At 60.6% G+C, this 26,277-nt stretch carries 34 protein-coding genes and 1 tRNA gene; 27 read left to right on the top strand and 8 right to left on the bottom strand.

From position 1 onward, the window contains the following. Positions 1 to 11 precede the first annotated feature (11 nt). From hisH to tatC, 10 genes are all read left to right on the top strand, one after another. Positions 12 to 692 carry an imidazole glycerol phosphate synthase subunit HisH gene (gene hisH / locus PNAP_RS03460; protein ID WP_041376498.1) on the top strand — a complete coding sequence of 227 codons (681 nt, stop codon included), beginning with the start codon at positions 12 to 14 and terminating at the stop codon, positions 690 to 692. An 83-nt stretch (positions 693 to 775) separates the two neighbouring features. Next, the gene (gene hisA, locus PNAP_RS03465) at positions 776 to 1,516 is read left to right on the top strand and encodes a 1-(5-phosphoribosyl)-5-[(5-phosphoribosylamino)methylideneamino]imidazole-4-carboxamide isomerase (protein ID WP_011800114.1); all 741 of its coding nucleotides are present in this window, start codon (positions 776 to 778) and stop codon (positions 1,514 to 1,516) included. A 7-nt stretch (positions 1,517 to 1,523) separates the two neighbouring features. Then, positions 1,524 to 2,303: an imidazole glycerol phosphate synthase subunit HisF gene (gene hisF / locus PNAP_RS03470; RefSeq protein WP_011800115.1), complete on the top strand. Its 780-nt coding sequence runs from the start codon at positions 1,524 to 1,526 to the stop codon at positions 2,301 to 2,303. Between the two features lie 133 nt (positions 2,304 to 2,436). After that, positions 2,437 to 2,826 carry a phosphoribosyl-AMP cyclohydrolase gene (gene hisI, locus PNAP_RS03475; RefSeq protein ID WP_011800116.1) on the top strand — a complete coding sequence of 130 codons (390 nt, stop codon included), beginning with the start codon at positions 2,437 to 2,439 and terminating at the stop codon, positions 2,824 to 2,826. Between the two features lie 15 nt (positions 2,827 to 2,841). Then, on the top strand, positions 2,842 to 3,222 hold the full coding sequence (locus PNAP_RS03480) for a phosphoribosyl-ATP diphosphatase (RefSeq protein ID WP_041376972.1): 381 nt from the start codon (positions 2,842 to 2,844) through the stop codon (positions 3,220 to 3,222). A 14-nt stretch (positions 3,223 to 3,236) separates the two neighbouring features. Continuing rightward, entirely contained in the window at positions 3,237 to 3,617 is a 381-nt protein-coding gene (locus PNAP_RS03485; RefSeq protein ID WP_011800118.1) for a DUF4870 family protein, read from the top strand. Continuing rightward, the gene (locus tag PNAP_RS03490; protein WP_011800119.1) at positions 3,614 to 3,973 is read left to right on the top strand and encodes a histidine triad nucleotide-binding protein; all 360 of its coding nucleotides are present in this window, start codon (positions 3,614 to 3,616) and stop codon (positions 3,971 to 3,973) included. Before PNAP_RS03485 ends, PNAP_RS03490 begins: the two co-directional genes overlap by 4 nt. A gap of 145 nt (positions 3,974 to 4,118) precedes the next feature. Then, on the top strand, positions 4,119 to 4,373 hold the full coding sequence (gene tatA, locus PNAP_RS03495) for a Sec-independent protein translocase subunit TatA (protein ID WP_011800120.1): 255 nt from the start codon (positions 4,119 to 4,121) through the stop codon (positions 4,371 to 4,373). Positions 4,374 to 4,422: 49 nt separating this feature from the next. Further along, a complete protein-coding gene (tatB, locus tag PNAP_RS03500; protein WP_011800121.1) occupies positions 4,423 to 4,890 on the top strand; it encodes a Sec-independent protein translocase protein TatB in 468 nt (155 codons plus the stop codon). A 64-nt stretch (positions 4,891 to 4,954) separates the two neighbouring features. Further along, complete coding sequence (gene tatC, locus PNAP_RS03505; RefSeq protein WP_011800122.1) at positions 4,955 to 5,758, top strand: twin-arginine translocase subunit TatC; 804 nt, start codon at positions 4,955 to 4,957, stop codon at positions 5,756 to 5,758. Between the two features lie 113 nt (positions 5,759 to 5,871). Here the strand turns inward: tatC and PNAP_RS03510 are convergent, their stop codons facing one another. Then, positions 5,872 to 7,038 (bottom strand): S1C family serine protease, encoded by a 1,167-nt coding sequence (locus PNAP_RS03510; protein WP_011800123.1) that lies wholly within the window; start codon positions 7,036 to 7,038, stop codon positions 5,872 to 5,874. Positions 7,039 to 7,232: 194 nt separating this feature from the next. Here PNAP_RS03510 and PNAP_RS03515 point away from each other — a divergent pair, with 194 nt between their 5' ends. Continuing rightward, a complete protein-coding gene (locus PNAP_RS03515; RefSeq protein WP_011800124.1) occupies positions 7,233 to 7,997 on the top strand; it encodes a Nif3-like dinuclear metal center hexameric protein in 765 nt (254 codons plus the stop codon). Then, positions 7,994 to 9,037: a 4-hydroxythreonine-4-phosphate dehydrogenase PdxA gene (gene pdxA, locus PNAP_RS03520; RefSeq protein ID WP_011800125.1), complete on the top strand. Its 1,044-nt coding sequence runs from the start codon at positions 7,994 to 7,996 to the stop codon at positions 9,035 to 9,037. The genes PNAP_RS03515 and pdxA overlap by 4 nt, the downstream gene beginning before the upstream one ends. Before the next feature lie 7 nt (positions 9,038 to 9,044). Here pdxA and mscL read toward each other — a convergent pair whose 3' ends face one another. Continuing rightward, the gene (gene mscL / locus PNAP_RS03525) at positions 9,045 to 9,473 is read right to left on the bottom strand and encodes a large conductance mechanosensitive channel protein MscL (RefSeq protein ID WP_011800126.1); all 429 of its coding nucleotides are present in this window, start codon (positions 9,471 to 9,473) and stop codon (positions 9,045 to 9,047) included. Between mscL and PNAP_RS26800 the strand changes: the two genes are divergently transcribed. The 7 genes from PNAP_RS26800 to PNAP_RS03555 all read left to right on the top strand — a co-directional run bounded on the left by PNAP_RS26800 (position 9,472) and on the right by PNAP_RS03555 (position 14,078). Further along, positions 9,472 to 9,738, top strand: coding sequence for a hypothetical protein (locus PNAP_RS26800; protein ID WP_157040206.1), 267 nt, complete (start codon positions 9,472 to 9,474; stop codon positions 9,736 to 9,738). The two genes, mscL and PNAP_RS26800, sit on opposite strands and share 2 nt — an antisense overlap. Further along, positions 9,735 to 10,361, top strand: coding sequence for a ubiquinol-cytochrome c reductase iron-sulfur subunit (gene petA, locus PNAP_RS03530; protein ID WP_011800127.1), 627 nt, complete (start codon positions 9,735 to 9,737; stop codon positions 10,359 to 10,361). Before PNAP_RS26800 ends, petA begins: the two co-directional genes overlap by 4 nt. Before the next feature lie 107 nt (positions 10,362 to 10,468). After that, positions 10,469 to 11,878 carry a cytochrome b gene (locus tag PNAP_RS03535; protein WP_011800128.1) on the top strand — a complete coding sequence of 470 codons (1,410 nt, stop codon included), beginning with the start codon at positions 10,469 to 10,471 and terminating at the stop codon, positions 11,876 to 11,878. A gap of 16 nt (positions 11,879 to 11,894) precedes the next feature. Then, on the top strand, positions 11,895 to 12,650 hold the full coding sequence (locus tag PNAP_RS03540; RefSeq protein ID WP_011800129.1) for a cytochrome c1: 756 nt from the start codon (positions 11,895 to 11,897) through the stop codon (positions 12,648 to 12,650). Between the two features lie 119 nt (positions 12,651 to 12,769). Then, on the top strand, positions 12,770 to 13,381 hold the full coding sequence (locus PNAP_RS03545) for a glutathione S-transferase N-terminal domain-containing protein (protein WP_011800130.1): 612 nt from the start codon (positions 12,770 to 12,772) through the stop codon (positions 13,379 to 13,381). 42 nt (positions 13,382 to 13,423) lie between these two features. After that, positions 13,424 to 13,990 carry a ClpXP protease specificity-enhancing factor gene (locus PNAP_RS03550; protein WP_011800131.1) on the top strand — a complete coding sequence of 189 codons (567 nt, stop codon included), beginning with the start codon at positions 13,424 to 13,426 and terminating at the stop codon, positions 13,988 to 13,990. Positions 13,991 to 14,002: 12 nt separating this feature from the next. Beyond that, positions 14,003 to 14,078: transfer RNA gene (locus PNAP_RS03555), tRNA-Thr, on the top strand. Positions 14,079 to 14,185: 107 nt separating this feature from the next. Here PNAP_RS03555 and PNAP_RS03560 read toward each other — a convergent pair. The 3 genes from PNAP_RS03560 to PNAP_RS03570 all read right to left on the bottom strand — a co-directional run bounded on the left by PNAP_RS03560 (position 14,186) and on the right by PNAP_RS03570 (position 16,556). After that, positions 14,186 to 14,506: a hypothetical protein gene (locus tag PNAP_RS03560; RefSeq protein ID WP_049763635.1), complete on the bottom strand. Its 321-nt coding sequence runs from the start codon at positions 14,504 to 14,506 to the stop codon at positions 14,186 to 14,188. 139 nt (positions 14,507 to 14,645) lie between these two features. Continuing rightward, on the bottom strand, positions 14,646 to 15,389 hold the full coding sequence (locus PNAP_RS03565) for an ATP-binding cassette domain-containing protein (protein WP_011800133.1): 744 nt from the start codon (positions 15,387 to 15,389) through the stop codon (positions 14,646 to 14,648). A 33-nt stretch (positions 15,390 to 15,422) separates the two neighbouring features. Then, positions 15,423 to 16,556, bottom strand: a complete 1,134-nt coding sequence (locus PNAP_RS03570) for a Bug family tripartite tricarboxylate transporter substrate binding protein (protein ID WP_011800134.1) — start codon at positions 16,554 to 16,556, stop codon at positions 15,423 to 15,425. Between the two features lie 113 nt (positions 16,557 to 16,669). On the opposite strand from PNAP_RS03570, the gene PNAP_RS03575 reads away from it, so the two are divergent. The 8 genes from PNAP_RS03575 to PNAP_RS03605 all read left to right on the top strand — a co-directional run bounded on the left by PNAP_RS03575 (position 16,670) and on the right by PNAP_RS03605 (position 24,056). After that, positions 16,670 to 17,662: a PQQ-dependent catabolism-associated beta-propeller protein gene (locus PNAP_RS03575; RefSeq protein ID WP_041376501.1), complete on the top strand. Its 993-nt coding sequence runs from the start codon at positions 16,670 to 16,672 to the stop codon at positions 17,660 to 17,662. A 35-nt stretch (positions 17,663 to 17,697) separates the two neighbouring features. Further along, entirely contained in the window at positions 17,698 to 18,870 is a 1,173-nt protein-coding gene (locus PNAP_RS03580) for an ABC transporter substrate-binding protein (protein WP_232290747.1), read from the top strand. Next, entirely contained in the window at positions 18,852 to 19,670 is an 819-nt protein-coding gene (locus PNAP_RS03585) for an ABC transporter permease (protein WP_011800137.1), read from the top strand. Before PNAP_RS03580 ends, PNAP_RS03585 begins: the two co-directional genes overlap by 19 nt. Before the next feature lie 43 nt (positions 19,671 to 19,713). Next, positions 19,714 to 20,529 (top strand): quinoprotein dehydrogenase-associated SoxYZ-like carrier, encoded by an 816-nt coding sequence (locus PNAP_RS03590; protein ID WP_011800138.1) that lies wholly within the window; start codon positions 19,714 to 19,716, stop codon positions 20,527 to 20,529. Next, complete coding sequence (locus tag PNAP_RS03595; RefSeq protein ID WP_011800139.1) at positions 20,526 to 21,530, top strand: quinoprotein relay system zinc metallohydrolase 1; 1,005 nt, start codon at positions 20,526 to 20,528, stop codon at positions 21,528 to 21,530. Before PNAP_RS03590 ends, PNAP_RS03595 begins: the two co-directional genes overlap by 4 nt. Before the next feature lie 254 nt (positions 21,531 to 21,784). Next, positions 21,785 to 23,476: a PQQ-dependent methanol/ethanol family dehydrogenase gene (locus tag PNAP_RS03600; RefSeq protein ID WP_041376502.1), complete on the top strand. Its 1,692-nt coding sequence runs from the start codon at positions 21,785 to 21,787 to the stop codon at positions 23,474 to 23,476. A gap of 5 nt (positions 23,477 to 23,481) precedes the next feature. Continuing rightward, complete coding sequence (locus tag PNAP_RS26805) at positions 23,482 to 23,727, top strand: hypothetical protein (protein WP_011800141.1); 246 nt, start codon at positions 23,482 to 23,484, stop codon at positions 23,725 to 23,727. Continuing rightward, on the top strand, positions 23,724 to 24,056 hold the full coding sequence (locus PNAP_RS03605) for a c-type cytochrome (protein WP_011800142.1): 333 nt from the start codon (positions 23,724 to 23,726) through the stop codon (positions 24,054 to 24,056). Before PNAP_RS26805 ends, PNAP_RS03605 begins: the two co-directional genes overlap by 4 nt. 48 nt (positions 24,057 to 24,104) lie before the next feature. On the opposite strand, the gene pqqE is transcribed toward PNAP_RS03605, so the two are convergent. Genes pqqE through pqqC form a run of 3 tightly spaced genes read right to left on the bottom strand, consistent with a single transcriptional unit; the run spans position 24,105 to position 26,276 of the window. Beyond that, entirely contained in the window at positions 24,105 to 25,247 is a 1,143-nt protein-coding gene (gene pqqE, locus PNAP_RS03610) for a pyrroloquinoline quinone biosynthesis protein PqqE (RefSeq protein ID WP_011800143.1), read from the bottom strand. After that, positions 25,231 to 25,548: a pyrroloquinoline quinone biosynthesis peptide chaperone PqqD gene (gene pqqD, locus PNAP_RS03615; RefSeq protein ID WP_011800144.1), complete on the bottom strand. Its 318-nt coding sequence runs from the start codon at positions 25,546 to 25,548 to the stop codon at positions 25,231 to 25,233. Before pqqD ends, pqqE begins: the two co-directional genes overlap by 17 nt. Further along, positions 25,545 to 26,276: a pyrroloquinoline-quinone synthase PqqC gene (pqqC, locus tag PNAP_RS03620; RefSeq protein ID WP_011800145.1), complete on the bottom strand. Its 732-nt coding sequence runs from the start codon at positions 26,274 to 26,276 to the stop codon at positions 25,545 to 25,547. Before pqqC ends, pqqD begins: the two co-directional genes overlap by 4 nt. Position 26,277: the final 1 nt, after the last annotated feature.

Raw genomic sequence — 26,277 nt, forward strand, 5'->3', positions numbered from 1 at the left:
ATCCCTTCCGAATGTCCAATTTGAAAACGGTGGCAGTGGTCGATTACGGTTCAGGCAACCTGCGTTCAGTTTCGCAGGCGGTCCGGCATGTGGTGCAGGGCACTGGCTACGAGGTGCTGGTCACGTCGAACCCGCAGGACGTGCTGAATGCCGAACGCGTCGTGCTGCCCGGCCAGGGCGCCATGCACGACTGCATGCTGGCGCTGGAACACTCCGGCATGCTGGGCGCCGTGCTGCACGCCGCCAGCCACAAGCCGCTGTTTGGCGTGTGCGTCGGCATGCAGATGCTGCTCGACAACAGCCATGAGGGGCTGGACGGCGCGCCCACGCCCGGCCTGGGGCTGATCCACGGCGAGGTCGTCAAGTTCGACCTGGCCGGACAACTCCAGCCCGACGGCAGCCGCTTCAAGGTGCCGCAAATGGGCTGGAACCAGGTTTACCAGTCGCGCCCGGACGGTGTGCAGGCCCATCCGGTGTGGGCCGGCGTGCCCGATGGCTCGTATTTCTACTTTGTGCACAGCTTTTACGCCTGTCCGTCTGATGCGCGCCACATCGCTGGCGAGGCGGACTATGGCGGGCGCTTTGCAGCGGCGATAGCGCGCGATAATATTTTTGCCACCCAGTTTCACCCCGAGAAAAGTGCTGACCAGGGGCTGGCGCTGTACCGTAATTTCCTGCACTGGAATCCCTGATTTTCTTTTTTCTTCTCCCGGATGCGCCCCTGCCAGGGCAAGTCCTTTTTTCAACCTCATCAACTGCTTTTCCCTAGCCCAACATGCTACTCATCCCCGCGATTGACCTCAAAGACGGTCACTGCGTCCGCCTGAAACAAGGCGACATGGACCAGTCCACCATTTTCAGTGAAGACCCGGCGGCCATGGCGCGCAACTGGGTTGACAAGGGGGCGCGCCGGCTGCACCTGGTCGATCTGAACGGCGCGTTCGCGGGCAAGCCCAAGAATGAAGCGGCCATCAAGCGCATCCTGGCCGAGGTGGGCAGCGAAATCGACGTGCAGCTGGGCGGCGGGATTCGCGACCTGGACACCATCGAGCGCTACCTTGATGCCGGCCTGCGCTACGTCATCATCGGCACCGCCGCCGTGAAGAACCCGGGCTTCCTGCAGGACGCCTGCACCGCCTTTGGCGGCCACATCATCGTCGGGCTGGACGCCAAAGACGGCCGCGTCGCCACCGACGGCTGGAGCAAGCTGACCGGGCATGAAGTGGTCGATCTGGCCAAGAAATTTCAGGACTACGGCGTCGAGTCCATCATCTACACCGACATCGGCCGCGACGGGATGCTCAGCGGCATCAACATCCAGGCCACCGTCAAGCTCGCGCAAGCGCTGACGATCCCGGTGATCGCCTCGGGCGGCCTGTCGAACATGGCCGACATCGACGCGCTGTGCGCCGTCGAGGACGAGGGCGTGCAGGGCGTGATCTGCGGCCGCTCGATCTACAGCGGCGACCTGGATTTTGAAGCGGCTCAAGAGCGCGCTGACGAACTCAACGGCTAGGCGCTACATGCTCGCCAAACGCATCATTCCCTGCTTGGACGTCACCGGCGGCCGGGTCGTCAAGGGCGTCAATTTCGTCGAACTGCGCGATGCCGGCGATCCGGTGGAGATTGCCGCCCGCTACAACGACCAGGGCGCCGACGAGCTGACCTTCCTCGATATCACCGCCACCAGCGACGGGCGCGATTTGATTTTGCACATCATCGAGGCCGTGGCCTCGCAGGTGTTCATTCCGCTGACGGTCGGCGGCGGCGTGCGCACGGTCGAGGACGTGCGCCGGCTGCTCAACGCGGGTGCCGACAAGACCAGCTTCAACTCGGCCGCGCTGGCCAATCCGCAGGTCATCACCGACGCCTCGGCCAAATACGGCGCCCAGTGCATCGTGGTGGCGATTGACGCCAAGCGCCGCAGCGACGAGGATGCCCTGCTGCGCGGTGCGGGCTGGGATGTGTACAGCCACGGCGGGCGCAAGAACACCGGGCTGGACGCCGTGGCCTGGGCCGTTGAGATGGCGCAGCGCGGCGCGGGCGAAATCCTGCTGACCAGCATGAACCGCGACGGCACCAAGTCGGGCTTCGACCTGGAACTGACGCGCGCGGTGAGCGATGCCGTCAGCGTGCCGGTGATCGCCTCGGGCGGCGTCGGCAACCTCGACCATCTGGCCGACGGCGTGCAGCTGGGCGGTGCCGATGCGGTGCTGGCGGCCAGCATTTTTCACTACGGCGAATACACCGTCGCTCAAGCCAAGCGCCACATGGCCAGTCGCGGCATTCCGGTTCGGCTCTGAATTTCAAGCATTTCAGGCCGTTTGCGCTTGGTGGACGGGCGCTTTCAGCTATTAATTTCATAGTATCGGCAGGCGCTGCAAGGCCACCCCGGCCCCCGCAGGACAGCATGCCGCAATCGCAGACAATACCCTCATGAATTGGTTAGATACGGTCCGTTGGGACGACAAGGGCTTGGTGCCCGTCATTGCGCAGGAAGCCGCCAGCGGCGACGTGCTGATGTTTGCCTGGATGAACCGCGAGGCGCTGCAAAAAACCGCCGAACTGGGCCAGGCGGTGTATTTCAGCCGTTCGCGCGGCCGCCTGTGGCACAAGGGCGAGGAGTCCGGCCACCTGCAGACGGTGCATGAAATCCGGCTTGACTGCGACAGCGACGTGGTGCTGCTCAAGGTGACACAGCTCGGTCACGAACCTGGAATAGCCTGCCATACCGGCCGCCACAGCTGCTTTTTCAGCCTTTACAAGGACGGCCAGTGGGTCGCGACCGAGCCGGTCTTGAAAGACCCCGCCAGCATCTACAAATAATCGGCAATGCACACCATGAATTCCAACGACACGCTTGAGCGTCTGGCCTCCATCATCGAAAGCCGCAAGCCCGGCCATGGCGGCGACCCTGAAAAAAGCTATGTGGCGCGCCTGCTGCACAAGGGCCCAGACGCCTTTTTGAAGAAAATTGGCGAGGAAGCCACCGAAACCGTGATGGCCGCCAAGGACATCGACCATGGCGGCCCTACGCCCGAGCTGAACGGCAAGCTGGTCGGCGAAGTGGCCGACCTGTGGTTTCACAGCTTGATTGCGCTGGCGCATTACAACCTGCGCCCCGCCGATGTGCTGGCCGAGCTGGAGCGCCGCGAAGGCACCAGCGGCATCGAGGAAAAGGCGCTGCGCAAGGCGCAGCACCGGGAAGCCATCAACGACTGACAAGGGGAGTTGCCATGCGCGATGACATCGTGACGATAGAGCCCGACGAAGGGCTCAGAACCTGGGGCTGGGTCAGCTACCTGCTGCACCTGGTGGTCGCGGTGGCGGCGGTGCTGCCGGGCGCCCAGGTTTCCATCGCCCTGCTGGTGGTGGCGCTGGTGATCGACCTGGTCAAGAAGGGCGACGCCGCCAACACCTGGCAGGCCTCGCACTTCAGCTGGCGGATTCGTTCGGTGCTGTGGGCGGGCGTGCTGTACCTGCTGACTTCCTGGCTGTGGCTGCTGTTCATCGTTCCGGGCTGGATCGCCTGGGGCCTGATTTCGATCTGGTTCCTTTACCGTATTGTCAAAGGCATGGTGCGCATGAACGCCGGCCGTTCCGTGGAGACCGCATGAGCCATTCTGAAAACTGCATTTTCTGCAAAATCGCCGCCGGCGCCATTCCCAGCCGCAAGGTGTACGAAGACGACGACTTGTTCGCCTTTCACGACATCCATCCCTGGGCGCCGGTGCATTTTTTGATCATTCCCAAACTGCATATCCCGTCGATGGCGCAGGTCGGACCCGAGCATGCGGCGCTGCTGGGACGGATGATGGTGCTGGCGCCCCGGCTGGCGGTGGAGCAGGGCTGCAATCCCTACCCGGCGGGCGGTTTTCGCACCGTGATCAATACCGGCGAAGAGGGCGGCCAGGAAGTGCATCACCTGCACATGCATGTGATTGGCGGCCCCCGGCCGTGGCTCAAGGGCTGAGGTCACGGGAACCCTTTCGATGACAGCGACTCTCACTATCCAGCAGGCTCGCAGGGTCATAGGCGCCGTCACACGGGGCCTTTAGAATCGGCACCTGTCGTAAACATATCAGTCAGTTGTCTATTATTCAGACTAGGAGCAAAACATGGGTGGATTTTCAATTTGGCACTGGTTGATCGTGCTGTTGATCGTGGTGATGGTGTTCGGAACCAAGAAGCTGCGCAACATGGGCAGCGACCTCGGCGGCGCCGTCAAGGGCTTCAAGGACGGCATGAAAGATGGCGGGCAATCTCCTGCTGACGAAAAACCGGTGGTTCCGGCCAGCCAGGTCACCAATGCCCAAGCGGCTGACAAGGCCGAGCGCAACACGATTGACGTCGAAGCCCGGCAAAAGTCCTGATTCGCGCAGCATGCCGGCCTGTACTTCCTCTTTTTTCGCCTGACCCGCCGTGATTGACCTCGGCATCTCCAAAATCGCCCTGATTGGCGCGGTGGCCCTGATTGTGATTGGCCCGGAAAAGCTGCCGCGCCTGGCCCGCACCGTCGGTACGCTGCTGGGCAAGGCGCAGCGCTATGTCAACGATGTCAAGCAGGAGGTCAACCGCTCCATGGAACTCGACGAGTTCAAGAAAATGAAGGAAAGCGTCGAGGACGCTGCCCGGGACGTTGAGAACTCGATCAGGACCGGCGCCAGTGATTTTGAAAAATCCTGGTCTGAAACCACGGGCAGCACGTCGTCCGATGCATTGCCGGGCTTTGAGGCTTTTCCCGAGTACCGGAACCCGAAAAAGAAGTGGCGGCTCAAGCGTGGAGCCACGCCGCAATGGTTCAAGGCCCGTTCGGGCATTCGCACCAAGGCCCAGTCCGGCGCGGCCCGGGTGGCACGATTCCGTCCGCAGCCCAGCCGCAAGGCGTGAAGCATTCTCCTGATTCCCCCTTTGCGCGCAAGCCGGCGCAATTCATACAGCGCAAACTTCCTTCATGAGCGATCCCAACTCCCCCGGCGGCGACAAGCCCGACGAACTCGCAGGCACCGAGCAGCCCTTTGTGCAGCACCTCATGGAGTTGCGCGACCGGCTGATCAAGGCCGTGATCGCCATTGGCGTGGCGGCCGCCCTGCTGGCGTTTTTCCCCGGTCCTGGCGCGCTGTACGACCTGATGGCCGCGCCGCTGATCGCCAGCCTGCCCAAGGGTGCGACCCTGATCGCCACCAACGTGATTTCGCCATTCGTCGTGCCCATCAAGATACTCTTCATGGCCGCCTTCATGATTGCGCTGCCGGTGGTGTTGTATCAGGTCTGGGCTTTTGTCGCGCCCGGCCTGTATTCGCATGAGAAGAAACTGGTCATGCCGCTGGTCGTGTCCAGCACGCTGCTGTTTTTTTTCGGCGTGGCGTTTTGTTATTACGTTGTCTTTGGCCAGGTGTTCAGCTTTATCCAGAGCTTTGCGCCCAAGTCGATCACCGCCGCGCCTGACATCGAGGAATACCTGAACTTCGTTCTCGGCATGTTCCTGGCCTTCGGTCTGGCCTTTGAAGTGCCGGTTGCGGTAATCCTGCTGGTCCGCATGGGCGTTCTCAGCGTGGCCCAGTTGCGCCAGTACCGGGGCTACTTCTGGGTGATTGCCGCCATTGGCACCGCGCTGGTCACGCCGCCCGATGCGGGTTCGATGATCATGCTGCTGATGGTGGTCGGCGGGCTGTATGAAGTGGGCATCCTGGCTGCGCAGATGTTCGTCAAGAGCACCAAGGCACCCGATACCGACACCGAAGCGGCCAAACCCTGAGTCTTGCAGGTTTTTCGGTAATTTCTTCAGTCAAATCAGTGCTTTGCGCAATATGCACATGCGCTGACAGCTATTGATTTTGTAGCAAGCGCTGCTGGTGTGGAGCGCGAGCCTCAGCGCTGAACCCGGGGCCGCTCGCGCTTGCCGGGCGTCACCGCAATCTCGACCGGGCCATTGTCGCGCAGCACCGTCATCGGGGCGGGGACGCCGGGCTTGAGTGCGGCCACGGCCGTCAGCAACTGGCTCACATTGCCGACTGGCTGGCCATTGACCGCCGTGATCACGTCGCCGGGCCGGATCCCGCCCTGGGCGGCCGGGCCGTTTTGCAGCACGCCGGTGATGATGACGCCGCCCGCCTTGGCCGCCTCCGGTTTGAGCTTGAAGGCTTCGATCAGTTCGGCGTTGAGTTCTTGCGGTTCGACGCCAATCCAGCCGCGCGTGACCTGGCCATCTTTCACGATGCCTTCGAGCACCTGCTTGGCGGTCGAAACGGGAATGGCAAAACCAATGCCCATGGAGCCACCCGAGCGGGAGTAAATCGCCGTGTTGATGCCCAGCAGGTTGCCGTTCACATCGACCAGCGCGCCGCCCGAGTTGCCTGGGTTGATGGCCGCATCGGTCTGGATGAAGTTCTCGAAGGTGTTGATGCCCAGCTGGTTGCGTCCCAGCGCGCTCACGATGCCGCCGGTCACGGTCTGGCCGACGCCAAACGGGTTGCCGATGGCCAGCACCGGATCGCCCACCTGCAGCGCGTCCGAGTTGCCCAGCACGATGACGGGCAGCTTGTCCAGCTCGATCTTGACAATCGCCAGGTCGGTGTCGGGATCGGTGCCAATCACCTTGGCCTTGGCCTTGCGGGTGTCGTTGAGGACCACCTCGATCTCGTCGGCGCCTTCAACCACATGGTTGTTGGTCAGGATGTAGCCGCTGCCGCTGACGATCACGCCGCTGCCCAGTCCGGCCTGGGCTTCGCCCGGATTCTGGTCGCCAAAGAAAAACCGGAACCAGGGGTCGTTCATTTGCGGGTTTTTGACGGCGGCCTTGCTGGTGTTGATGCTCACCACGGCCGCCGAGGCTATTTTTGCCGCCGCAGCGAAACTGCCGGCTGGACTGGATGAACCAATGGCACGTGGCACGCTGCTGGACGGTGCCTCGATGACCGACACGCCGCCCAGCGAGGTTCGCTTATTCAGCCACTGCGGCTGCAGCGTGGCAACCACGAAATAAGCCGCCACCAAAATAGTGACGGTCTGGGAAAACAGGAGCCAGGTGCGCTTCATGGATTAAAAGAAAGAAATGGGCAGGCGTGAATGAAAGCTTAGGGTCGCGGCGCAGCCCGTGGGCCGGCGCCGCCGAATGTGTATTGTGCGGTATGCATGACGGCTTTGCGTAGGACGCAGCGCCCTGGAAAGCTGTGAATCCGGGAAAAAATCAAAATAGGCGATACGCAGCGCTGGCCTGAGACAATCCCGGCATGAGTACCACCACGAGACAGGATTTGCTGCAGGCGTTTGATGCGCTGCTGCAGCCCGCGCACTTCAAGGACTACGGCCCCAACGGCCTGCAGGTCGAGGGGAAAACGCAGGTTCACCGCCTCATTTCCGGTGTCACGGCCAGCCGTGCGCTGATTGAAGCGGCGATTGCGGCGCAAGCCGATGCCATTTTTGTGCATCATGGCCTGTTCTGGCGCGGCCAGGACGGCTGTGTGGCTGGCTGGATGAAGCAGCGGCTGGCGCTGCTGCTGGCCCACGACATCAACCTGTTTGCCTACCACCTGCCGCTCGATGCGCACCCTGAACTGGGCAACAATGCGCAGCTCGGACTGCAGCTTGGCTTGACAGCCAGCGCGCGCTTCGGCGAGCAGGATCTGGGCTTTCTGGGCGGGCGTAGCGATGGTGGCAGCTTTGCCGGCATTGACGCGCTGGCTGAACACATTAAAATCACGTTGAAAAGGCCTGTTACGCAGGTGGGCTGTGCGGAAGCAGCTATCAAAAAAGTAGCGTGGTGCAGCGGCGGCGCGCAAGGCTATTTTGAAGCTGCGATTGCCGCCGGCGCCGACGCGTTCATCACCGGCGAGATTTCCGAGCCGCAAGCCCACTATGCGCGCGAGATGGGCGTGGCCTTCATCGCCTGCGGCCACCATGCCTCGGAGCGTTACGGCGCGCCTGCCGTGGCTGCGCAGGTTGCGGCGCAATTCGGGCTGCAGCACCAGTTCATCGACATTGACAACCCCGCATGAAAAAACCAATCCTCATCACCATGGGCGATGCCGCCGGCATTGGCCCTGAAATCATCGCCCGGGCGTTTCGCGATTCACCGGACGACCTGGCGGGCTGCGTGGTGGTCGGTGACGTGGCGACGCTGCGCCGCGCTAGCGCGCTGATCGCTGCGAAAGCCGGCGTTCTGGCCCTGCCGGTGGCGCAACTCGACTCGCTGGCCGACGTGCTGTCCGTGCCGCCGAACTGCATCGGTGTGCTGCAAAAATGCGAGCTGTCTGCGCTCGTCCCCTATGGGCAAATCAGTGCTTTGGCAGGGCAGGCCGCCGCCGACTGCATTGTCTGGGCCGCACGCGCCGTGCTCGCCGGGCAGGCTGCAGCGATGGTGACGGCGCCGATTCACAAGGAAGCGCTGGCCGCTGCCGGTGGCTGGGCAGCGCGTTTTCCGGGACACACTGAAATGCTCCAGGCCGAAGCGGCCGCATTTTTGGGCAAACCGGTGAGCGAAGTTCCCGTGCGCATGATGCTGGCCAACGACGAACTCAAAACCGTGCTGGTGAGCATCCACATGTCGCTGAGAAATGCGATTGAGGCCGTGACTTTTGACAGCGTGCTGCAAACCTTGCGCATTACCCACACGGCGGTAAGCGCCAGCCTGGGGCGGCCGCCGCGCATTGCCGTGGCGGGCCTGAATCCGCACGCTGGCGAGGGCGGGCTGTTCGGTAGTGAAGAGCAGGCGATCATTGCTCCGGCCATTGCCGCCGCTGTGCAGGAAGGGCTGGATGCGCGCGGTCCCTTCGCGCCGGACACGGTCTTCATGCGGGCGCGCAGCGCGCCAGCCAAACCCGGCGAGTTTGACGTGGTGGTCGCGATGTACCACGACCAGGGCCTGATTCCGGTGAAATACCTCGGGGTGGAGCAGGGCGTCAACGTCACGCTGGGGCTTCCGCTGGTGCGTACCAGCCCGGACCATGGCACGGCGTTTGATATTGCGGGCACCAGCCAGGCTGACGCCTCCAGCCTGCTCGCCGCCATCCGCATGGCGCGCCATCTGGCTGTATAGCCTGAAATCAGGCTTGCTTTTTCAGGCTGTCACGGATTTCCCGCAGCAGCATGATGTCTTCGGCGGGAGCCGTGGTGGGTTTAACCACTTCGCGGCGTTTGAGCCGGTTGATCTGCTTGACCATCAGGAAAATGATGAACGCCAGGATCGCAAAGTTGACCGCCACCGTGATGAAGTTGCCATAGGCAAACACAGGAACGCCGGCTTTTTTCAGCGCATCAAGCGTCGTGGGAATGCCCGGAGGTACGCTGCGCAGCACCACGAACATATTGGAAAAATCCAGCTTGCCGATCACCGCCCCGACCACCGGCATGATCAGGTCGCCGACCACGGAGTCGACAATCTTGCTGAAGGCCGCCCCGATGATCACGCCAACGGCCAGGTCGATCACGTTGCCCTTGATGGCGAACTCCTTGAATTCCTGCATCATTCCCATGCTGTTCCCCTATTGCTTGTGGTTGTTGCACCGGCACCGCACCGCGGGTGACGGCCAGCAATTATGTCGCCGCGACATGGGTTTTCAGGCTGCCCGAAAGCCGGATTTGCAACAAAGTAGGCGCCTCCATGCAGCGAAAAATGATGGGGCTGGATGGCTTGGCACGGGGGCGTGGCAATTGAAAAACCGTTTCTCGCTCCGCTACAATTGCAGGTTGATCCCCCACTATGCCTTTTTCAAGCCAGTTCTTGAAGGATTTTCATGACCCAAGCAAGCGTAATGGGTGTGCCACACGGCGCGCCTGTCGATAAAGATAAAAGAAACTGGATCGTTGCCACCTGTGCCATGGGTGGCGCAGGCGTTGCCGCCGTAGCAGTCCCCTTTGTGAGCACTTTCCAGCCGTCTGAACGCGCCAAGGCCACCGGCGCTGCGGTCGAGGTCGATATTTCAGCCCTGAAACCCGGCGAAAAAATGACCGTGGAGTGGCGCGGCAAGCCGGTCTGGATTGTCAAGCGCACGCCTGAACAACTCGCTGGTCTGCCCAAGAACGATCCTCTTCTGGCCGACCCGAAATCGGAACGCAAGCTGCCTGACTGGACGCCTGCCTACGCGCGCAACGAAAATCGCTCGATCAAGGCAGACACGCTGGTGGTGGTCGGCATTTGTCCGCACCTGGGTTGCTCGCCGTCGGACAAGTTTCAGCCCGGCGCCCAGCCTTCCCTGCCTGACGATTGGGCGGGTGGTTTCCTGTGTCCTTGTCATGGATCAACCTTTGATCTGGCAGGCCGCGTGTACAAGAACAAGCCTTCGCCAGATAATCTGGAAGTGCCTCCGCACATGTACTTGTCGGATGCGAAGCTGCTGATTGGTGAAGACAAAAAGGCCTGAGGGCGCGCCACCTCTTCCACAAGACCTTGCCGCACGCAATCGATACCCTGCCGTCTCGCACGGTATCAAGCCCACGGCCAAAGCAACCCACCGAACCAGGATCAGTTATGGCTGAATTCAAAGAAATTTCCCCCGATGCCCCCATCGCTGATAAAGCGATGAACTGGCTAGACAATCGTTTTCCAGCCAGCAAGCTCTACAAAGAGCACCTGAGCGAATACTACGCGCCCAAGAATTTTAATTTTTGGTACATCTTTGGTTCGCTGGCCTTGCTGGTGCTTGTCATCCAGATCGTCACCGGCATTTTCCTGACGATGAATTACAAGCCCGAAGCCTCGCTGGCTTTTGGCTCGGTCGAGTACATCATGCGCGATGTGCCTTGGGGCTGGCTGATCCGCTACATGCATTCCACCGGGGCATCGGCCTTTTTTGTCGTGGTGTACATGCACATGTTCCGCGGTCTGATTTACGGCAGCTACCGCAAGCCGCGTGAGTTGATCTGGGTGTTTGGCTGCGCGATTTTTCTGGCGCTGATGGCCGAAGCCTTCATGGGCTACCTGCTGCCCTGGGGCCAGATGAGCTACTGGGGCGCCCAGGTCATCGTGAACCTGTTTGCCGCCATCCCGTTCATCGGTCCTGATCTGGCGCTGCTGATTCGCGGCGACTATGTGGTCGGCGATGCGACGCTGAACCGCTTCTTTGCCTTTCACGTCATTGCCGTGCCACTGGTGCTGCTGGGCCTGGTCGTGGCACACATCATCGCGCTGCATGAAGTCGGCTCCAACAATCCCGATGGTGTCGAGGTCAAGGGTCCGAACGCACCGCGCGATGCCAATGGCCATCCGCTGGACGCCATCCCTTTTCACCCCTACTACACGGTGCACGATATTTTTGGCGTCAGCATTTTCCTGATGATTTTCAGCGCCATCATTTTCTTTGCGCCAGAGTTTGGTGGCTACTTCCTCGAATACAACAACTTCATTCCCGCTGACCCGCTGAAAACGCCTCTGCACATTGCTCCAGTCTGGTATTTCACGCCTTACTACTCGATGCTGCGTGCCATTACCAGCGAGATGATGTATGCACTGATCGCCTGTGTACTGGCCGGTGCCGTGCTGGGCGTGCTCAAAGCCAAAATTGCCGGTCTGTTCAAACTCATCATCGTGGGTGCCGCTGTGGCGGTGGTTGGTGCGATGCTGCTGATCGATGCCAAGTTCTGGGGCGTTGTCGTCATGGGCGGCGCGGTCGTCATCCTGTTCTTCCTGCCTTGGCTGGACAACAGCGAAGTCAAATCGATCCGCTATCGTCCGAGCTGGAATAAATACCTGTACGGCATCTTTGTGATCAACTTCCTGGTTCTGGGTTACCTGGGCGTGCAGCCTCCTTCAGCAATTGGCGAGCGTGTGTCGCAAGTCGGTACCTTGTTCTACTTCGGTTTCTTCTTGCTGATGCCATGGTGGAGCCGGCTGGGCACCTTCAAGCGCGTTCCCGACCGCGTTATTTTTGCGGCCCACTGAGCAGGAATTTATAACCATGAAAAAAATCATCCTCGCCCTGATCACGGCAGTCGGCCTGCTGGCTGGCGCACAAGCCAATACAGGTGGCCCTGCCTGGGACAAAGCTCCCAACAAGACCAACGATGTGGCTGCCCTTCAAAACGGCGCCAAGCTGTTTGTCAACTACTGCCTGAACTGCCACTCGGCAGCATTCATGCGGTTTAACCGTCTGAAAGACATCGGTCTGACTGACCAGCAGATCAAGGACAACCTGCTTTTCACGACTGAAAAAGTCGGCGAAACCATGAAGGCCGCGATTGATCCGAAACAGGCCAAGGACTGGTTTGGCGGCACTCCGCCCGACCTGACCGTGATTGCACGCTCGCGTGCCGGCGCTGGCGGCACGGGTGCCGATTACCTCTACACCTACATGCGCACCTTCTACCGCGACGAAACCAAGGCGACAGGCTGGAACAATCTGGCTTTCCCCAATGTGGCGATGCCGCATGCGCTTTGGGAACTGCAGGGCGTGCGCAAGCCCGTGTATGCCGAACACGAAGAGCATGGCCACAAGGTTGCCGTTTTCAAGGGGTGGGAACAGGTGACTCCGGGGGCCATGACGCCACTGCAATATGACCAAGCCATGGGTGACCTCGTCGGTTACCTGCAATGGATGGCCGAGCCCGTGCAAAATACCCGAGTTCGCATTGGCGTCTGGGTGTTGATATTCCTGCTTGGCCTGACCTTTGTTGCCTGGCGCCTCAATGCGGCGTTCTGGAAAGACGTCAAGTAATTTTTGCGCCGATCAACGTGCCCTGGGTGCGCCCTGGCGCGCATCGGCACTTTCGGAGTGGATGGTTCTAAGGTTTGAATCTTAGCCTTCCACTCTTTTGTTTTTAGGAGTTCCGAATCATGATGGTCCTTTATTCAGGTACAACCTGCCCCTTCTCGCACCGTTGCCGTTTTGTATTGTTTGAAAAGGGCATGGATTTCGAAATTCGCGACGTGGACCTGTACAACAAGCCTGAAGACATCAACGTGATGAATCCGTACGGCCAGGTTCCGATTCTGGTCGAGCGGGATCTGATTTTGTATGAATCAAACATCATCAATGAGTACATCGACGAGCGCTTTCCGCATCCGCAACTGATGCCCGGCGACCCGGTGGACCGTGCACGCGTTCGCCTGTTCCTGCTGAACTTTGAAAAAGAGCTGTTTGTTCATGTCAGCGCACTTGAATCCCGCGCTTCCAAGGGCAATGAGAAAGCGCTCGAAAAATCACGCGCCCATATCCGCGACCGCCTGACGCAGCTCGCGCCAATTTTCCTGAAGAACAAGTTCATGCTGGGGGACAGTTTTTCGATGCTGGACGTGGCGATTGCCCCGCTGCTCTGGCGCCTGGATTACTACGGTATCGACCTGTCGAAAAACGCGGCGCCGCTGCTCAAGTATGCTGAACGAATTTTCTCCCGTCCAGCCTACATCGAAGCGCTGACGCCTTCTGAAAAGGTCATGCGCAAATAATTGCCGCATTGAATTACCGGAATAAGCACCTTGGCCGAATTCATGAACGCACCCAACGCCACGTCAACCCGCCCTTATCTGATACGTGCCTTGTACGAATGGTGTACCGACAACGGCTTTACGCCTTATGTGGCCGTGTCGGTCGATAACACCGTGCAGGTGCCGCGCGAGTATGTCAAAAACAACGAGATCGTACTTAATATCGGCTTTGACGCGACCAGTTCGCTGACGCTGGGTAACGAATTCATCGAGTTCAAGGCGCGTTTCGGTGGAAGCGCCCGGGAAATACTGGTACCCATCAGTCATGTGATTGCCATCTATGCCCGTGAAAACGGGCAAGGTATGGCCTTTCCTTTTGAAACAAGCCCCGAAGGGCTTGCCGGCGCCAATGATTCACAGACAATTGCGCCTGCAGCGTCTGGTCGAGACACTAAACCGGCAGCGATAGAAGAAGCTCCTTCGGAAACGCCTGACAGCAAGATCATGCAGTTGGTGGAAAACGTGCCAGACAGTTCCGCTGCCGGCTCGGGCAAGCAGAAAAAAACAGACGTACCCGACCCCCCCAAACCGCCATCACGCCCACGGCCCTCGCTCAAACGAGTGAAGTAGAATACCATCCGCGCCGCTTTAGCTCAGTTGGTAGAGCAACCGCCTTGTAAGCGGTAGGTCGTCAGTTCGATTCCGACAAGCGGCACCATTCACTTGTACAAAGGCCGCTAGGGACATACACCTAGCGGCCTTTTTCATTGGTAAATTAGCAAAATACAAACGATCATTCCCAAGGTTCCCTCTATCCTGATGGAATTACTGCCTTTTTGCGATCAGTATTTTCAGTCGAATGGACGCCACTTTCCAGCCCTGGCGGAGCAAACTGGCCTGCATCAAGGGAATCAACTGGCGGATTTTCGCGGATGCGGCATTGCCGCTTACCAGCAGGCACCAGTTTTCGCCATCAATCGGCCCGGCCTTGACGGCAGGGCGCAAGCCGCTTGGAATCAGCGCCTCGATTGCCTTAAGCCGCTCGTTGGATTCGCGAACCAATTGCGTCAGCCGTGCAAGCGAAGGCGATTCCCCGACGGCTTGATGCAGCGTCACCGTTGATTGAAGGCGTCTGTGGTTATTCACGGTAAGCGGGTCCAGCCTGCATGCGCACAGGGAGGTCCAAGTAGCCAAGGCATTTGATTATCAAGGATGGGCGCTGGCAAGGGGAGAAAATCCGGCCAGCGAGTCTGGCTCTTCCCCCGCGATCCCTGCGTTCAGGGTATCAAGCTTCAAACACTGGCTGGCCAAGGTGTTTGAATATCTCAGCATACAGATCATCTGCTTGCGCCTTTTGCATAAAGTCGCTGGTGGAGCCGCTAAAGCGCACCATGCCCTTGTCAAGCAAGATCAGGCGATCTGCGACCTTGACTTCTTCTGCCAGATGCGTTGCCCACAGCACGGCAACGCCCTGATCCTGCGCCAGGCTGCGCACGGCAGTCAGCAACTGCTGGCGTGATGCCATGTCCAGCCCTGCCGTGGCTTCGTCCATCAGCAGCACGCGTGGCTGATGGAGCAGGGCACGGACCAGTTCGACCTTGCGGCGTGTTCCGCCAGACAGGCTGCGCACGACTGCCTTGGCCTGCGCTGTCATTCCTATCTTCTCCAGTGCCTCGGCAATGCGCTGCCTGGCCAGGGGTCGGGCCAATCCATGCAGATCGGTGTGAAACAGCAAATTGGCCTGAACCGACAGATCGAGGTCAAGCGCGCTTTGCTGGAACACCACGCCCAAGCCTGCCAGCGCCCGGCTGGCCTGGGTGCGCATGTCGTGTCCCAGGACATGGATATGCCCCTGGTCAGGACTGAACAAGCCGGTAAGCAGCTGCAGCAGGGTTGATTTTCCGGCGCCGTTGGGTCCGAGCAAGGCGACGATTTCGCCCTCATGCAGGCTCAGGCTTACCCCTTGCAGGGCGCGTTTTCCTGCGTAGGACTTGTGCAGGTCTTGTGCGTTCAGCAAGATGGCGGTCATGTAGGGATCAATCTCTGAAAAGAAGTCAAAAGGTCATGAAAGCGGCACCGCCAGCAACTTCATGCGGGCAAGCAGCGCTTTTTCGTGCTTTACGGTTTCGCTGATGGCCAGTTGGTAGGCGGCTGTGTCGAGGTAGTTGATGTCCTGGTCGTAGCGGGCCAGCGCGGCTTTGTGATTCGGGCTGAAAATGGCTTTGTGAAAGGCATTGTGCAAAAGCTGAACGATGGCAGACGGGGTGCCACGGGGGGCACCCAATCCCCATGGCGAGGTGTAAACCGAACGCTCGTAGCCCAGTTCGCGCAACGTGGGTACCTGCGGCCAGCGGGCGCTGCGCTCAGCGCTGAAAATGGCCAGAAGCCGTATTTTGTGTTGATCGACCCAAGGAGCAAAGCCAGTGGAATTGACCCCCGCCATCAACTGGCCTGAAGCGATGGCCAGCATTTGCTCGGTCGTGCCTTTGTAGGGTATATGGCCATAGCTGATGTTATTTTCGAGCAGTATTTCTTCCATGGCCAGATGGGCCGTGGTGCCTATGCCGGTTGAGCCCATCAAGAGTTGGCCGGGATTTTCACGCGCCCAGTTAATCAGATCGGCCAGGCTTTTCCAGGGACTGTCGGCAGGAACCAGCAAGCCGAAGGTGGTGCTGGACACTTGCAGGATGGGCGTCAAATCATGAACCGGGTCCCAGGGAACCCGGTTCATGAGTGCGTATCTGTACACCGTGATCGGTATTTGCCCGATGGTGTATCCGTCAGGATCTGCCGCCTTGAGCAGAGGCGCCACCAGGGTGCCGGCAGCCCCGGGCCGGTTAACCACCACGATACGCTGTCCAAGCAAGGGTTCTGCTTCTTCATTGAGTACGCGCAGTGTCAGGTCAGTCGCGCCGCCAGCAGGCCATGGCACGATCATCTGGATGGGCCGAACGGGCCACGCAGGCTTGGCATTTTGCGCGAGTGCGTTGCTGCCCAGTCCCAGTCCGCAACTCAGCCCACATGCCAGGCTCGAGCGAAGGATTTGACGGCGCGAGGCATGACCTTCAGAGGAAAGCGCTACTGGCGCAGGAAGAAGGGGTGACATAGTATGGGATCGCAAACAAAATGAAATAGCCGCTGCCAGAAAATTCCAGACAGCCAATATAAGCAAATTCTGTTCCTTTTTATTGGGCATCTTTCTTGCTTTTTATTTCAAGAACTTAAGTCATTCGATTAAAAACACCGAAAAACGCTGGAGACAACTTCATGGACTTCCTTTGCCCTGATTCCCGAAAATCCAGTTTTAAGATGCACGGCGGCCATGCCCGGCCTTGGTTGCGTCATCTTCTTGCGGGTGTTCTCACGCTCTGCACTGGCCTGGCTGCAGCGCAATCACCTTCAGGCCGGGTTTATGTTTCAAGCGAGAAGGACAACAAGATTTATGTTTTTGATATTCAGGGAACGCGCCTGTCGTCGATAGAGGTTTGCAAGCGGCCGCGCCACATGATGTTTAACGCCCCGCATACAAAGATTTACGTCTCCTGCGGCGACAGCAACCAATTGGGCGTTGTCGATACCGCCAGCGGCAAGATGACTGAGCAGATCGCTGTGGGCGACAGTCCCGAAATTTTCGATCTCAGCCCCGATGGAAAAACCGCCTATGTGTCGATTGAAGACGACAACGTGATGGCCGCCTACAGCCTCGAAAGCAAAGCCAGGCTGTTCGAGGTCAAGACGGGCGGTGAGCCCGAAGGCATTCTGGTCATGCCCGATGGCAAGCATGCCTATGTGACCTCCGAAATCGCCAATGTGGTCCACCTGGTGGACATCGCTCAGCGCAAAGTGCTCAAGAATATCCGCGTCGGCAAGCGGCCGCGCCGCTTCGTCTTGGCGGCTGGCGGCAAGGAGCTATGGATCAGCAATGAACTGGGGGCCAGCGTCAGCGTGCTGAATACCGAGGACCAAAGCGTCAAGGGCACGGTGGAATTCAAGGTGCAGGGCATGCGCTCTTCCGACATCACCCCGGTCGGCATGACCTTGAGCCCGGACGGTAAAACCGTGTGGGTCGGACTGGGCCGGGCTAACCATGTGGCCGAGGTCGATGTGGCCACACGTCAGGTCCGGCGCAACATTCTGGTGGGCAAACGGCCCTGGGGTCTGGCGCCGCACCCTGATGGCAAGATACTGTATGTCACCAACGGCATGTCGGACGACATGACGCTGATCGATACCGCCACCGGCAAGGCGCTGCGAACCGTGGCGGTGGGCCGGGTTCCCCACAGCGTGCTGGTGCAGCCCTGATGGTCAGTCTTTGCCGGTGTGGGCTGCTTGCCTGGATGCTGATGCTGGCTGGGCTGGGCGTTGCGGCCCCGGTGGTCAAGGCGGCACAAGGGAGCGTGAACGTCGCCGTGATCTCGCTGGCTGACGACGCACGCTATGCGCCCCGGCGACTGGAGCGCGCCTATGCGGGCCATCCCCAGGGGCGTGCGCTGGATGCGGCCAGGCTGGCGGCTGAAGATTCAGCGGTCGAACTGGAAACGGCAGGGTTGACGCTCAAGGTTCGCGAGGTGCTGCTGTCCAATGCGCAGGCCTTGCCCAAGGCCCTGGAAGAACTCAAGGCCGCCGGGGTACATCATCTGGTTGCCGATTTGCCCGTAGCCGAAATGAGCCTGCTGGTGCGCACCGCCCCGGCGGCGCTGGAGGGCGCCATGGTGTTCAACACCGGGCTGGACAATGATGCGCTGCGCGGCGACAGTTGTGCTGCGCATCTGCTGCATACCTTTCCAAGCCGGCAGATGCTGACCGACTCGCTGGCCCAATACCTGGCCGCGCGCTCCTGGCGCAAAGTATTGCTGTTGCAGGGTCCGCTGCCGGGCGACCAGTTGCAGGCCGATGCCTTCAACCGTTCCGCGCGTCGCTTCGGTCTGAAAATAACGCAGACGCGTCCCTTCAAATTGTCCGGCGACCCGCGTGAGCGCGATCTGTCCAATACCCGCTTGTTGACGGGCGAGCGCGAGCACGATGTGGTGGCGGTCATGGACAGCGACGGAGAATTTGCCCGCACGCTGCCGTATGCCACCCAGTGGCCGCGCCCTGTCGTTGGTTCCAATGGCCTGATGGCTGCTGCGTGGCATCCGCAATGGGAGCGCAACGGCGGCCCGCAGCTCTCGCGCCGTTTCCAGCGGCTGGCCAAGCGGCCCATGCAGGGTCAGGACTGGGCGGCATGGGCCGCGGTCAAGGCGGTGGCGGCCGGGCTGGTGGACGAGCCCAACGCCCGCATTCCGCAGCAGCTCAAGCGCTTGCGCAGCGGAACGGTTTACCTGGATGGATTCAAGGGGCCGAGGCTGTCGTTCCGGCCATGGGACGGCCAGTTGCGCCAGCCGGTTTTTTTGAGCCACATCGACGGCGTGGTGGGCCTGGCCCCGCTGGAGGGTGTGCTGCACCCGACCGAGGTGATGGACACCCTGGGCGTGGATGAAAAGGAAAGCACATGTCGCGCACGCCCCTGAGCCTGCACATCGTGCGCGCCATGCGTGCCGTGGTGGGCCGCGAAATCCACAAATTTCTACGCCAGCCCTCCCGGCTGGGTTCTGCCCTGGTACGCCCGCTGCTGTGGTTCGTGGTGTTTTCCGCAGGCTTTAACAACGTCTTTGGCGTGTCCATTGTTCCGCCCTACGAGACGTATGTTGAATACCAGGAATACATGGTTCCGGGCCTGCTGGCCATGGTGGCGCTGTTCAACGGCATGCAAAGCTCCTTGTCGATGGTCTATGACCGCGAAATGGGCATGATGCGGCTGTTGCTGACCGCTCCCTTGTCGCGCGGCTGGCTGCTGGCCTTCAAGCTGCTGGGCGGCACCAGTCTGTCATTGCTGCAAATGCTGGTTTTCGTGTTGATTGCCTTTGCCTTCGGAGTGCGTTTTGATCTGAAAAACCTGCCCATGCTGGTGCTGGCCATGCTTTGCGGCGCCACGCTGCTGGCCGCGCTGGGGCTGATGCTGTCGGTGTACATCAAGCAGCTTGAAAACTTTGCCGGCACGATGAACTTCGTGATTTTTCCGATGTTCTTCATCAGCCCGGCGCTTTATCCCTTGTGGAAGCTGGAGGAGTCGGGAGCCTGGTGGCTGCTGATCCTGGCGCAGTGGAATCCTTTTACCCATGTGGTCGAAGCCATGCGCTTTGCCATGTATGGACAGATCAATGCGCTGTCCTGGGCGGTGGTGCTGTTCGGTACGGCCGTGTTTTTTGGACTTGCCTGGTGGGGCTACGACCCGCAGCGAGGCTGGATCAAGCAGCGTGGAGCGGCCTGAATCGGCAACGGTCCGGCAGGGCCAAGTGGATTAGGAGACAACGATGACATCATGGATTGATCGACGAGCAATGCTGTTGCGCGTGGGATCGGCCGCTGCTGTTGCCGGTGGCATGCCGCTGGCGCTGTGGGCCGGGGAAGATCCTACGGGGGGAGACCCCCTGAATTCCATGCAATGGCCGACCCTGCGCAAGCAGTATCTGGGCGATGCGCCCATGCGCTTCAGCCAGGACGTGGTGGTCAAGGGCCCGGCCTTTGCCGACGATGCCATGAATGTTCCGGTGCTGATCGATGCCCGGGCCTTGTCCTCGGTGGGCGGGGGCGTCGAGCGCATTGATGTCGTGAGCGACCGCAATCCCATCCGCGAGGTGCTTTCATTCGAGCCCCTGCGCTGCCTGCCCATGCTGGCCTTTCGATTTCGCATGGAGCAGGCTTCGCCCGTGCGGGCCATGGTCAAGACACGCGATGGGCAATGGCATGTGGGAAGCACCTGGGTTCAGGCGGCAGGAGGCGGCTGCACCGTGCCCGGCACCACCCGGGCCGACGGGTCGTGGAGCCGCACCCTGAACCAGGTCCAGACGCGATTTTTCAGCAATGTACTGGCCGGAAGCCAGCGTTTGCGCGTGCGCATCATGCACCCCATGGACACCGGACTGGTGGCCGGAATACCTGCTTTTTACGTGGAAAGCCTGCAACTGATGGACGATGCTGGCCGTGTCTGGTGGCGGCTGGCCCTGCACGAACCGGTATCGGAAAATCCGCTGCTGACCTTCGAGCTGCCCGAACGCCCCAACGGCATCCTGCGGCTGGCCGGCCGCGACAACAACGGCAACCCGATTGGCGCCGAGGTGTCCGCATGAGGCGCTGGAACTGGCTCCTCATGGTCGCCGCCGTGCTTGCCATGCCTGTTGGGGCGCAGGCGCAAACGGCTGCAAGCCCGTCGCTCAAGCGTGCCGCCCTCGACATGGCGCGCCTCGACTACGCCTTGCAGCCGCGCCAGATTGCACCCGGTGTCTGGGTGTTCGAGGGCGCCGTGGAAGATTTCAGCCCCGGCAATGGCTGCAACATCATCAACACCGGCTTTATCGTCACGGGCGAAGGGGTGGTGGTCATCAACACCGGCCCCTCCAGGCTGTATGGCGAGCAGCAGCGCCGCGCGATTGAGCGCGTGACGCAAGAGCCGGTCGTGAAGGTGTTCAACCTGAACCTGCACCCGGACTACTTTTTTGGCAACCAGGCCTGGCCCGAGCTGCCTGTCCAGGCGCTGGCCGGCAGCATCGCCGGCATGCAGGCCGAGGGCCAGAATTACGCCAGCAACATGTACCGCCTGTGCGGCGACTGGATGAAGGGAACCGAGCCCACGCCCGCCCGCGCGCCAGTGCTTGCGCAGATGCTGCAACTGGGAAAGCATCGGCTTGAACTGCTGCGGCTCGAAGGCCACACGGGCGATGACCTGCTGCTGATCGACCACGGCACGGGCGTGGTGTTTGCCGGCGGGCTGGTGTTTGCCGAACGGGTGCCGACCACGCCGCATGCCGATGTGAACAGCTGGCTGCGCAGCCTCGATGTGCTCGACAAGCGGCTGGGCGGCCTTGCATTGACAGCGCTGGTGCCCAGCCATGGGCCGATTTACAAGGACAGCCGTGGCATCGGCCAGACGCGCGACTGGCTGCTGTGGGTCTCAAGCCTGCTGGAGGGCAGCGCCCGGCGCGGCCTCGATTTGAGCGAAGTCCTGCAAACGCCGGTGCCCGAGCGGTTTCAGGCCTGGGCCGCACAGCCGGCTGAATTGCAACGGACCCTTGCCCAGTGGTACCCCTTGTACGAGCAACGCGCCCTGCTGGGCGGGCTGCCGGCCAAGTGATTCGTTTTTGAACAGTGTCCCATCCCGCGCTTTCCCTTTAAGAACACACCGGCTGATGTGCCGGCGCCAAAGGCTGTGAAACAGGCCTTTTGGCGCTGGCATAAAAGTTGCCATTCATGCTGATGAATCCGTTTGGCTTGAGTGGCTGACAGGGTTCATTGCCGACCGGGCATGCGGCACGGGCGTCACCATCAACTTCAGGAAAATAGCAGGAGACACACACTGTGAAACGCACATTAATCAGTCTTTTGGTCATGGCTGCCACGGCCCACGTCGGCGCTCAGGTGACCGATGCCATGATCAGCAGCGACGCCACCAATCCGAAATCGGTATTGAGTTCGGGAATCGGCACGCAAGGTCAACGGCATTCGCCGCTGACGGCCGTCAACCCCAAAACCATCAGCCGGCTGACGCCCGTATGGTCCATGTCCTTTGGCGGTGAAAAGCAGCGTGGCCAGGAGTCGCAACCCCTTGTCTATAACGGCAAGATGTTCGTGACCGCCTCGTATTCGCGCATGTATGCGCTGGATGTCAAGACCGGCCAGAAGCTCTGGAAATACGAGCACCGGCTGCCCGAAGGCATCATGCCTTGCTGCGATGTGGTCAACCGTGGCGCCGCGCTGTACGACAACCTGGTGATCTTCGCGACCCTGGATGCCCAGTTGGTGGCGCTTGACCAGAACACCGGCAAAGTGGTCTGGAAAGAAAAAATCGACGACTACAGCGCGGGCTACAGTGCCACCGCAGCCCCCCTGATTGCTGAAGGCTTGCTGCTGACCGGGCTCTCGGGCGGCGAATTCGGCGTGGTAGGCCGCGTTGAAGCGCGCGATCCCAAGACCGGCAAGCTGGTCTGGTCCCGTCCCACGGTCGAAGGCCACATGGGCTACCTGAACGGCAAGGAAAACGGCATCAGCGGCACGACCAACGCCACCTGGCCCGGCGAAACCTGGAAAACCGGCGGCGCTTCCACCTGGATGGGCGGCACCTACGATGCCAAGACCGGCCTGGCCTATTTCGGCACCGGCAACCCGGGTCCGTGGAACAGCCATGTGCGCAAGGGCGACAACCTGTATTCCTCGTCCACCGTGGCAATTGATGTCAAGACCGGGAAAATCGCCTGGAGCTATCAAAACACGCCGAATGACGCCTGGGACTTTGACGGCTCGAACGAGTTCGTGACCTTCGACATGGACGGCAAGCGCATGGGCGCAAAGGCCGACCGCAATGGCTTTTTCTATGTGATTGACGCCACCACCGGCAAGCTGGGCAATGCGTTCCCGTTCGTCAAGAAGATCACCTGGGCCACCGACATCGACCTGAAAACCGGCCGTCCCAACTTCGTGGCCGACAACCGGCCAGGCGACCCGACGGCTCCCGGCGGTGAAGGCACCAAGGGCAAGTCGGTGTTTTCCGCACCCGCCTTCCTGGGCGCAAAGAACCAGATGCCGATGGCCTACAGCCCTCTGACCAAGCTGTTCTATGTGCCGACGAACGAGTGGGGCATGGAAATCTGGAACGAACCCATCACCTATAAAAAAGGCGGCGCTTTCCTGGGTGCGGGCTTCACGATCAAGCCTTTGTTTGAAGACCATATTGGCTCATTGCGCGCCATTGATCCGAAGACCGGCAAGATCGCTTGGGAAATCAAGAACACCGCGCCGCTGTGGGGCGGCGCCTTGACCACGGCGGGCAACCTGGTTTTCTGGGGTACGCCTGAAGGTTTCCTGAAGGCCGCTGATGCCACGACCGGCAAGGAAGTCTGGAAGTTCCAGACCGGTTCGGGCGTGGTCGCTCCTCCCATCACCTGGATGCAGGATGGCGAGCAGTACATCAGCGTGGTTTCGGGCTGGGGCGGTGCTGTACCGCTGTGGGGCGGCGAAGTGGCCAAGAAGGTCAACTTCCTTGAGCAGGGCGGATCCGTCTGGACCTTCAAGCTGATGAAGTAAAGCTCTTGAAAAGGGTGGCCGCCCTGGCTGCCACCCTTTTCCCGTCATGCCGCAGCGGGTGTGATGCGGCCGAAAAGGCAAATCCGGCAGTCCCGATTCCGCTGTTTCAGCGTATTTTTAATGCCAAAAAGGCTGTTTGCGCACTACCCATATGCGTAATTAGCTATCTTATTTATAGCAAACTGAAGGGCAGCTTTATTGAAGCCATTTTTAGTTTTCCTTCATCTTTACCCAACGGAGTCAGCGTATGAAACTCAACATCCTTTCCTGTGCATTTGTGCTGGCAGCCTCAGGCATGAGCGGCGTTCATGCTGAAGATACCGCAGCCATGACCGACTTTGTTCGTGGCAACGGCTGCTTTTCATGCCATTCGGCCACCGAAAAAATCGTTGGCCCCTCTTTTCAGAGCATCAGCAGCAAATACGCTGCTGACAAGGACGCCGTCCCCACCCTGGCTCAAAGCATCAAGAACGGCTCGACCGGAAAATGGGGCTCGCGCGTTGCCATGCCGCCGCATCAAAACATCAGCAATGAAGATTTGACCAAGCTGGCCAAATGGGTGCTTTCCCAGAAACCTTGAATTTGTGGGTTTGGGCCATGCTCCGATGCCGGAGCATCGGCCCCAGGCTCAGTCTTGCGGATGCAGCGCCCGTGATTCGCTGTCGCTGCGAAACACAATCGGCGTGACCCGGTGTTCGGGCGCCCGGCGAACCAGTTCGACCACCTTGGCATGGTGCGGCGATTTGCTGCACACCGGATCGGCCTGGGCGGCATCGCCGGTAATCAAAAAGGCCTGGCAGCGGCAGCCGCCGAAATCCTTGTGGCGCTCGTCGCAGCTGCTGCAGGGCGGTTTCATCCAGCTGTCGCCCCGGTAGGCGTTAAAGGCCTGGCTGCGTGCCCAGATGTCGGCCAGCGGCTGGTCCTGCACGCGCGGCAGCTTCAGGCCCGGCAGGTCGCGGGCGTTGTGGCAGGGCAGGGCGGTGCCGTCGGGGGCGATGGCCAGAAAGACCGCGCCCCAGCCATTCATGCAGGCCTTGGGGCGCTCTTCAAAATAGTCGGGCACCACGAACAGCACGCGGCAGCGCGGGTTGGGCTGCGCGCGGTAGCGGTTGACCACGGCTTCGGCTTCGATCAGCTGCTCGTGCGTCGGCATCAGGTGGTCGCGGTTGGTCCAGGCCCAGCCGTAGTACTGGGTGTTGGCCAGTTCCAGGAATTCGGCTTCCAGCGCCTCGGCCATCTCGATGATCTTGCCGACATGCGGCAGGTTGTGGCGGTGCAGCACACAGTTCATGACCATGGGCCAGTCATGCTGCTTGATCAGCCGGGCAACCTTTTGCTTGAGTTCAAAGGTTTTGGTGTGGCTCAGGAAATCGTTGAGTTCCTTGGTGGAATCCTGGAAAGACAGCTGCACATGGTCCAGCCCGGCGTCCTTGAGCTTTCGGGCGCGGGTCTCAGTGAGCCCCACGCCCGAAGTGATGAGGTTGGTGTAAAAGCCCAGGTGACGCGCTTCCTGCACCAGCTCTTCGAGGTCGTCCCTGAGCATCGGCTCGCCACCGGAAAAGCCCAGCTGGGCGGCGCCCAGGGCGCGCGCCTGGCGCATCACGTCCACCCACTGCGCGGTGCTCATTTCCTCCTGCAGGCGGGCGTATTGGGTCGGGTTGTAGCAAAACACGCAGTGCAGCGGGCAGCGGTAGGTCAGTTCCGCCAGCAGCCACAAAGGCGGGGAGACAGGCGGTGACACAGGCGGGGAAATTTCAGACGATCCAGCCACGACGGACTCCTTCCTGCAGCAAGTCCTTGACCTGCGGGCCAATGCCCTGGACGGAAAAAAGCGCTTCCAGCTCGGCGGCAATGCCGTCCGCGCTGAGCTGGCCGTTGCAGCGGCGCAGGATTTCGGCGGAGCTGTCGTTGAGCTTGACCATGCCTTCGGGGTAGAGCAACACCCAGGCGGTTTGCACCGGCTCGTACTGCAGGCGGTACAGGCGCGACAACCGTGGATGGGCGGGCAACTCCACCGCCTTGGGGGGAGTCGGTGTGGCGGCGCTTGCCGCAGGGAGGCCAGGGGCGTTCATACGCAGGCTTTCTCGATGCCGTCGAGCATGCTCCACAGGATGTCGAGCTTGAACTGCAGGATGTCCAGCGCCCTGTGCTGCGCCTGGCGGGTGGTGAAATGGGTGATGGTGACCGCCAGCCCGTGTTCCACATCGCGGCTTGCCAGCGGAATACGGCTGCGGAAATAAGTCAGGCCTTCGGGCTCGATCCAGGCGTAATGCAAAGGCCAGCTGGCAAGCCGGTCCTTGTGGATCTGGGGTGCGAACATTTCGGTCAGCGATGAGCACACGGCTTCCTGCCACGGTGCTTTCGCGGCGAAATTCACGTAGGCATCGCAGGCGAACCGCACCGCCGGCGCCACGCCCTGCAACGACCACAATTCCTCACGCGACAGGCCGACCGCCAGGCCCAACTGGGTCCAGGCTTCCATGCCGCCAGCGGCGCAGCCCTGGTAGTCGCCGTAGCCGTCATGGTCCAGAATGCGTTCCACCCACAGTCGGCGGTGCGCCCGGTCAGGCATGTTGGCCAAAATCGCCGCGTCCTTGCGCGGAATGCACAACTGGTAATAAAAACGGTTGGCCACCCAGCAACGGATTTCGTCTGCGGTGCAGCCGCCCTGGTTCATCCGTACATTGAAGGGATGGTGAATGTGATAGGCCGTGCCTTTGGCGCGCAGCTGCCTTTCAAACTCGGCAGGGCTCCAGGCTGATCTGCTGGCGTCAAAGCAGGGTGATTGGGCTATTTCCATG

Origin of the sequence: Polaromonas naphthalenivorans CJ2 (assembly GCF_000015505.1) — a bacterium.
GTDB lineage: Bacteria > Pseudomonadota > Gammaproteobacteria > Burkholderiales > Burkholderiaceae_C > Polaromonas > Polaromonas naphthalenivorans.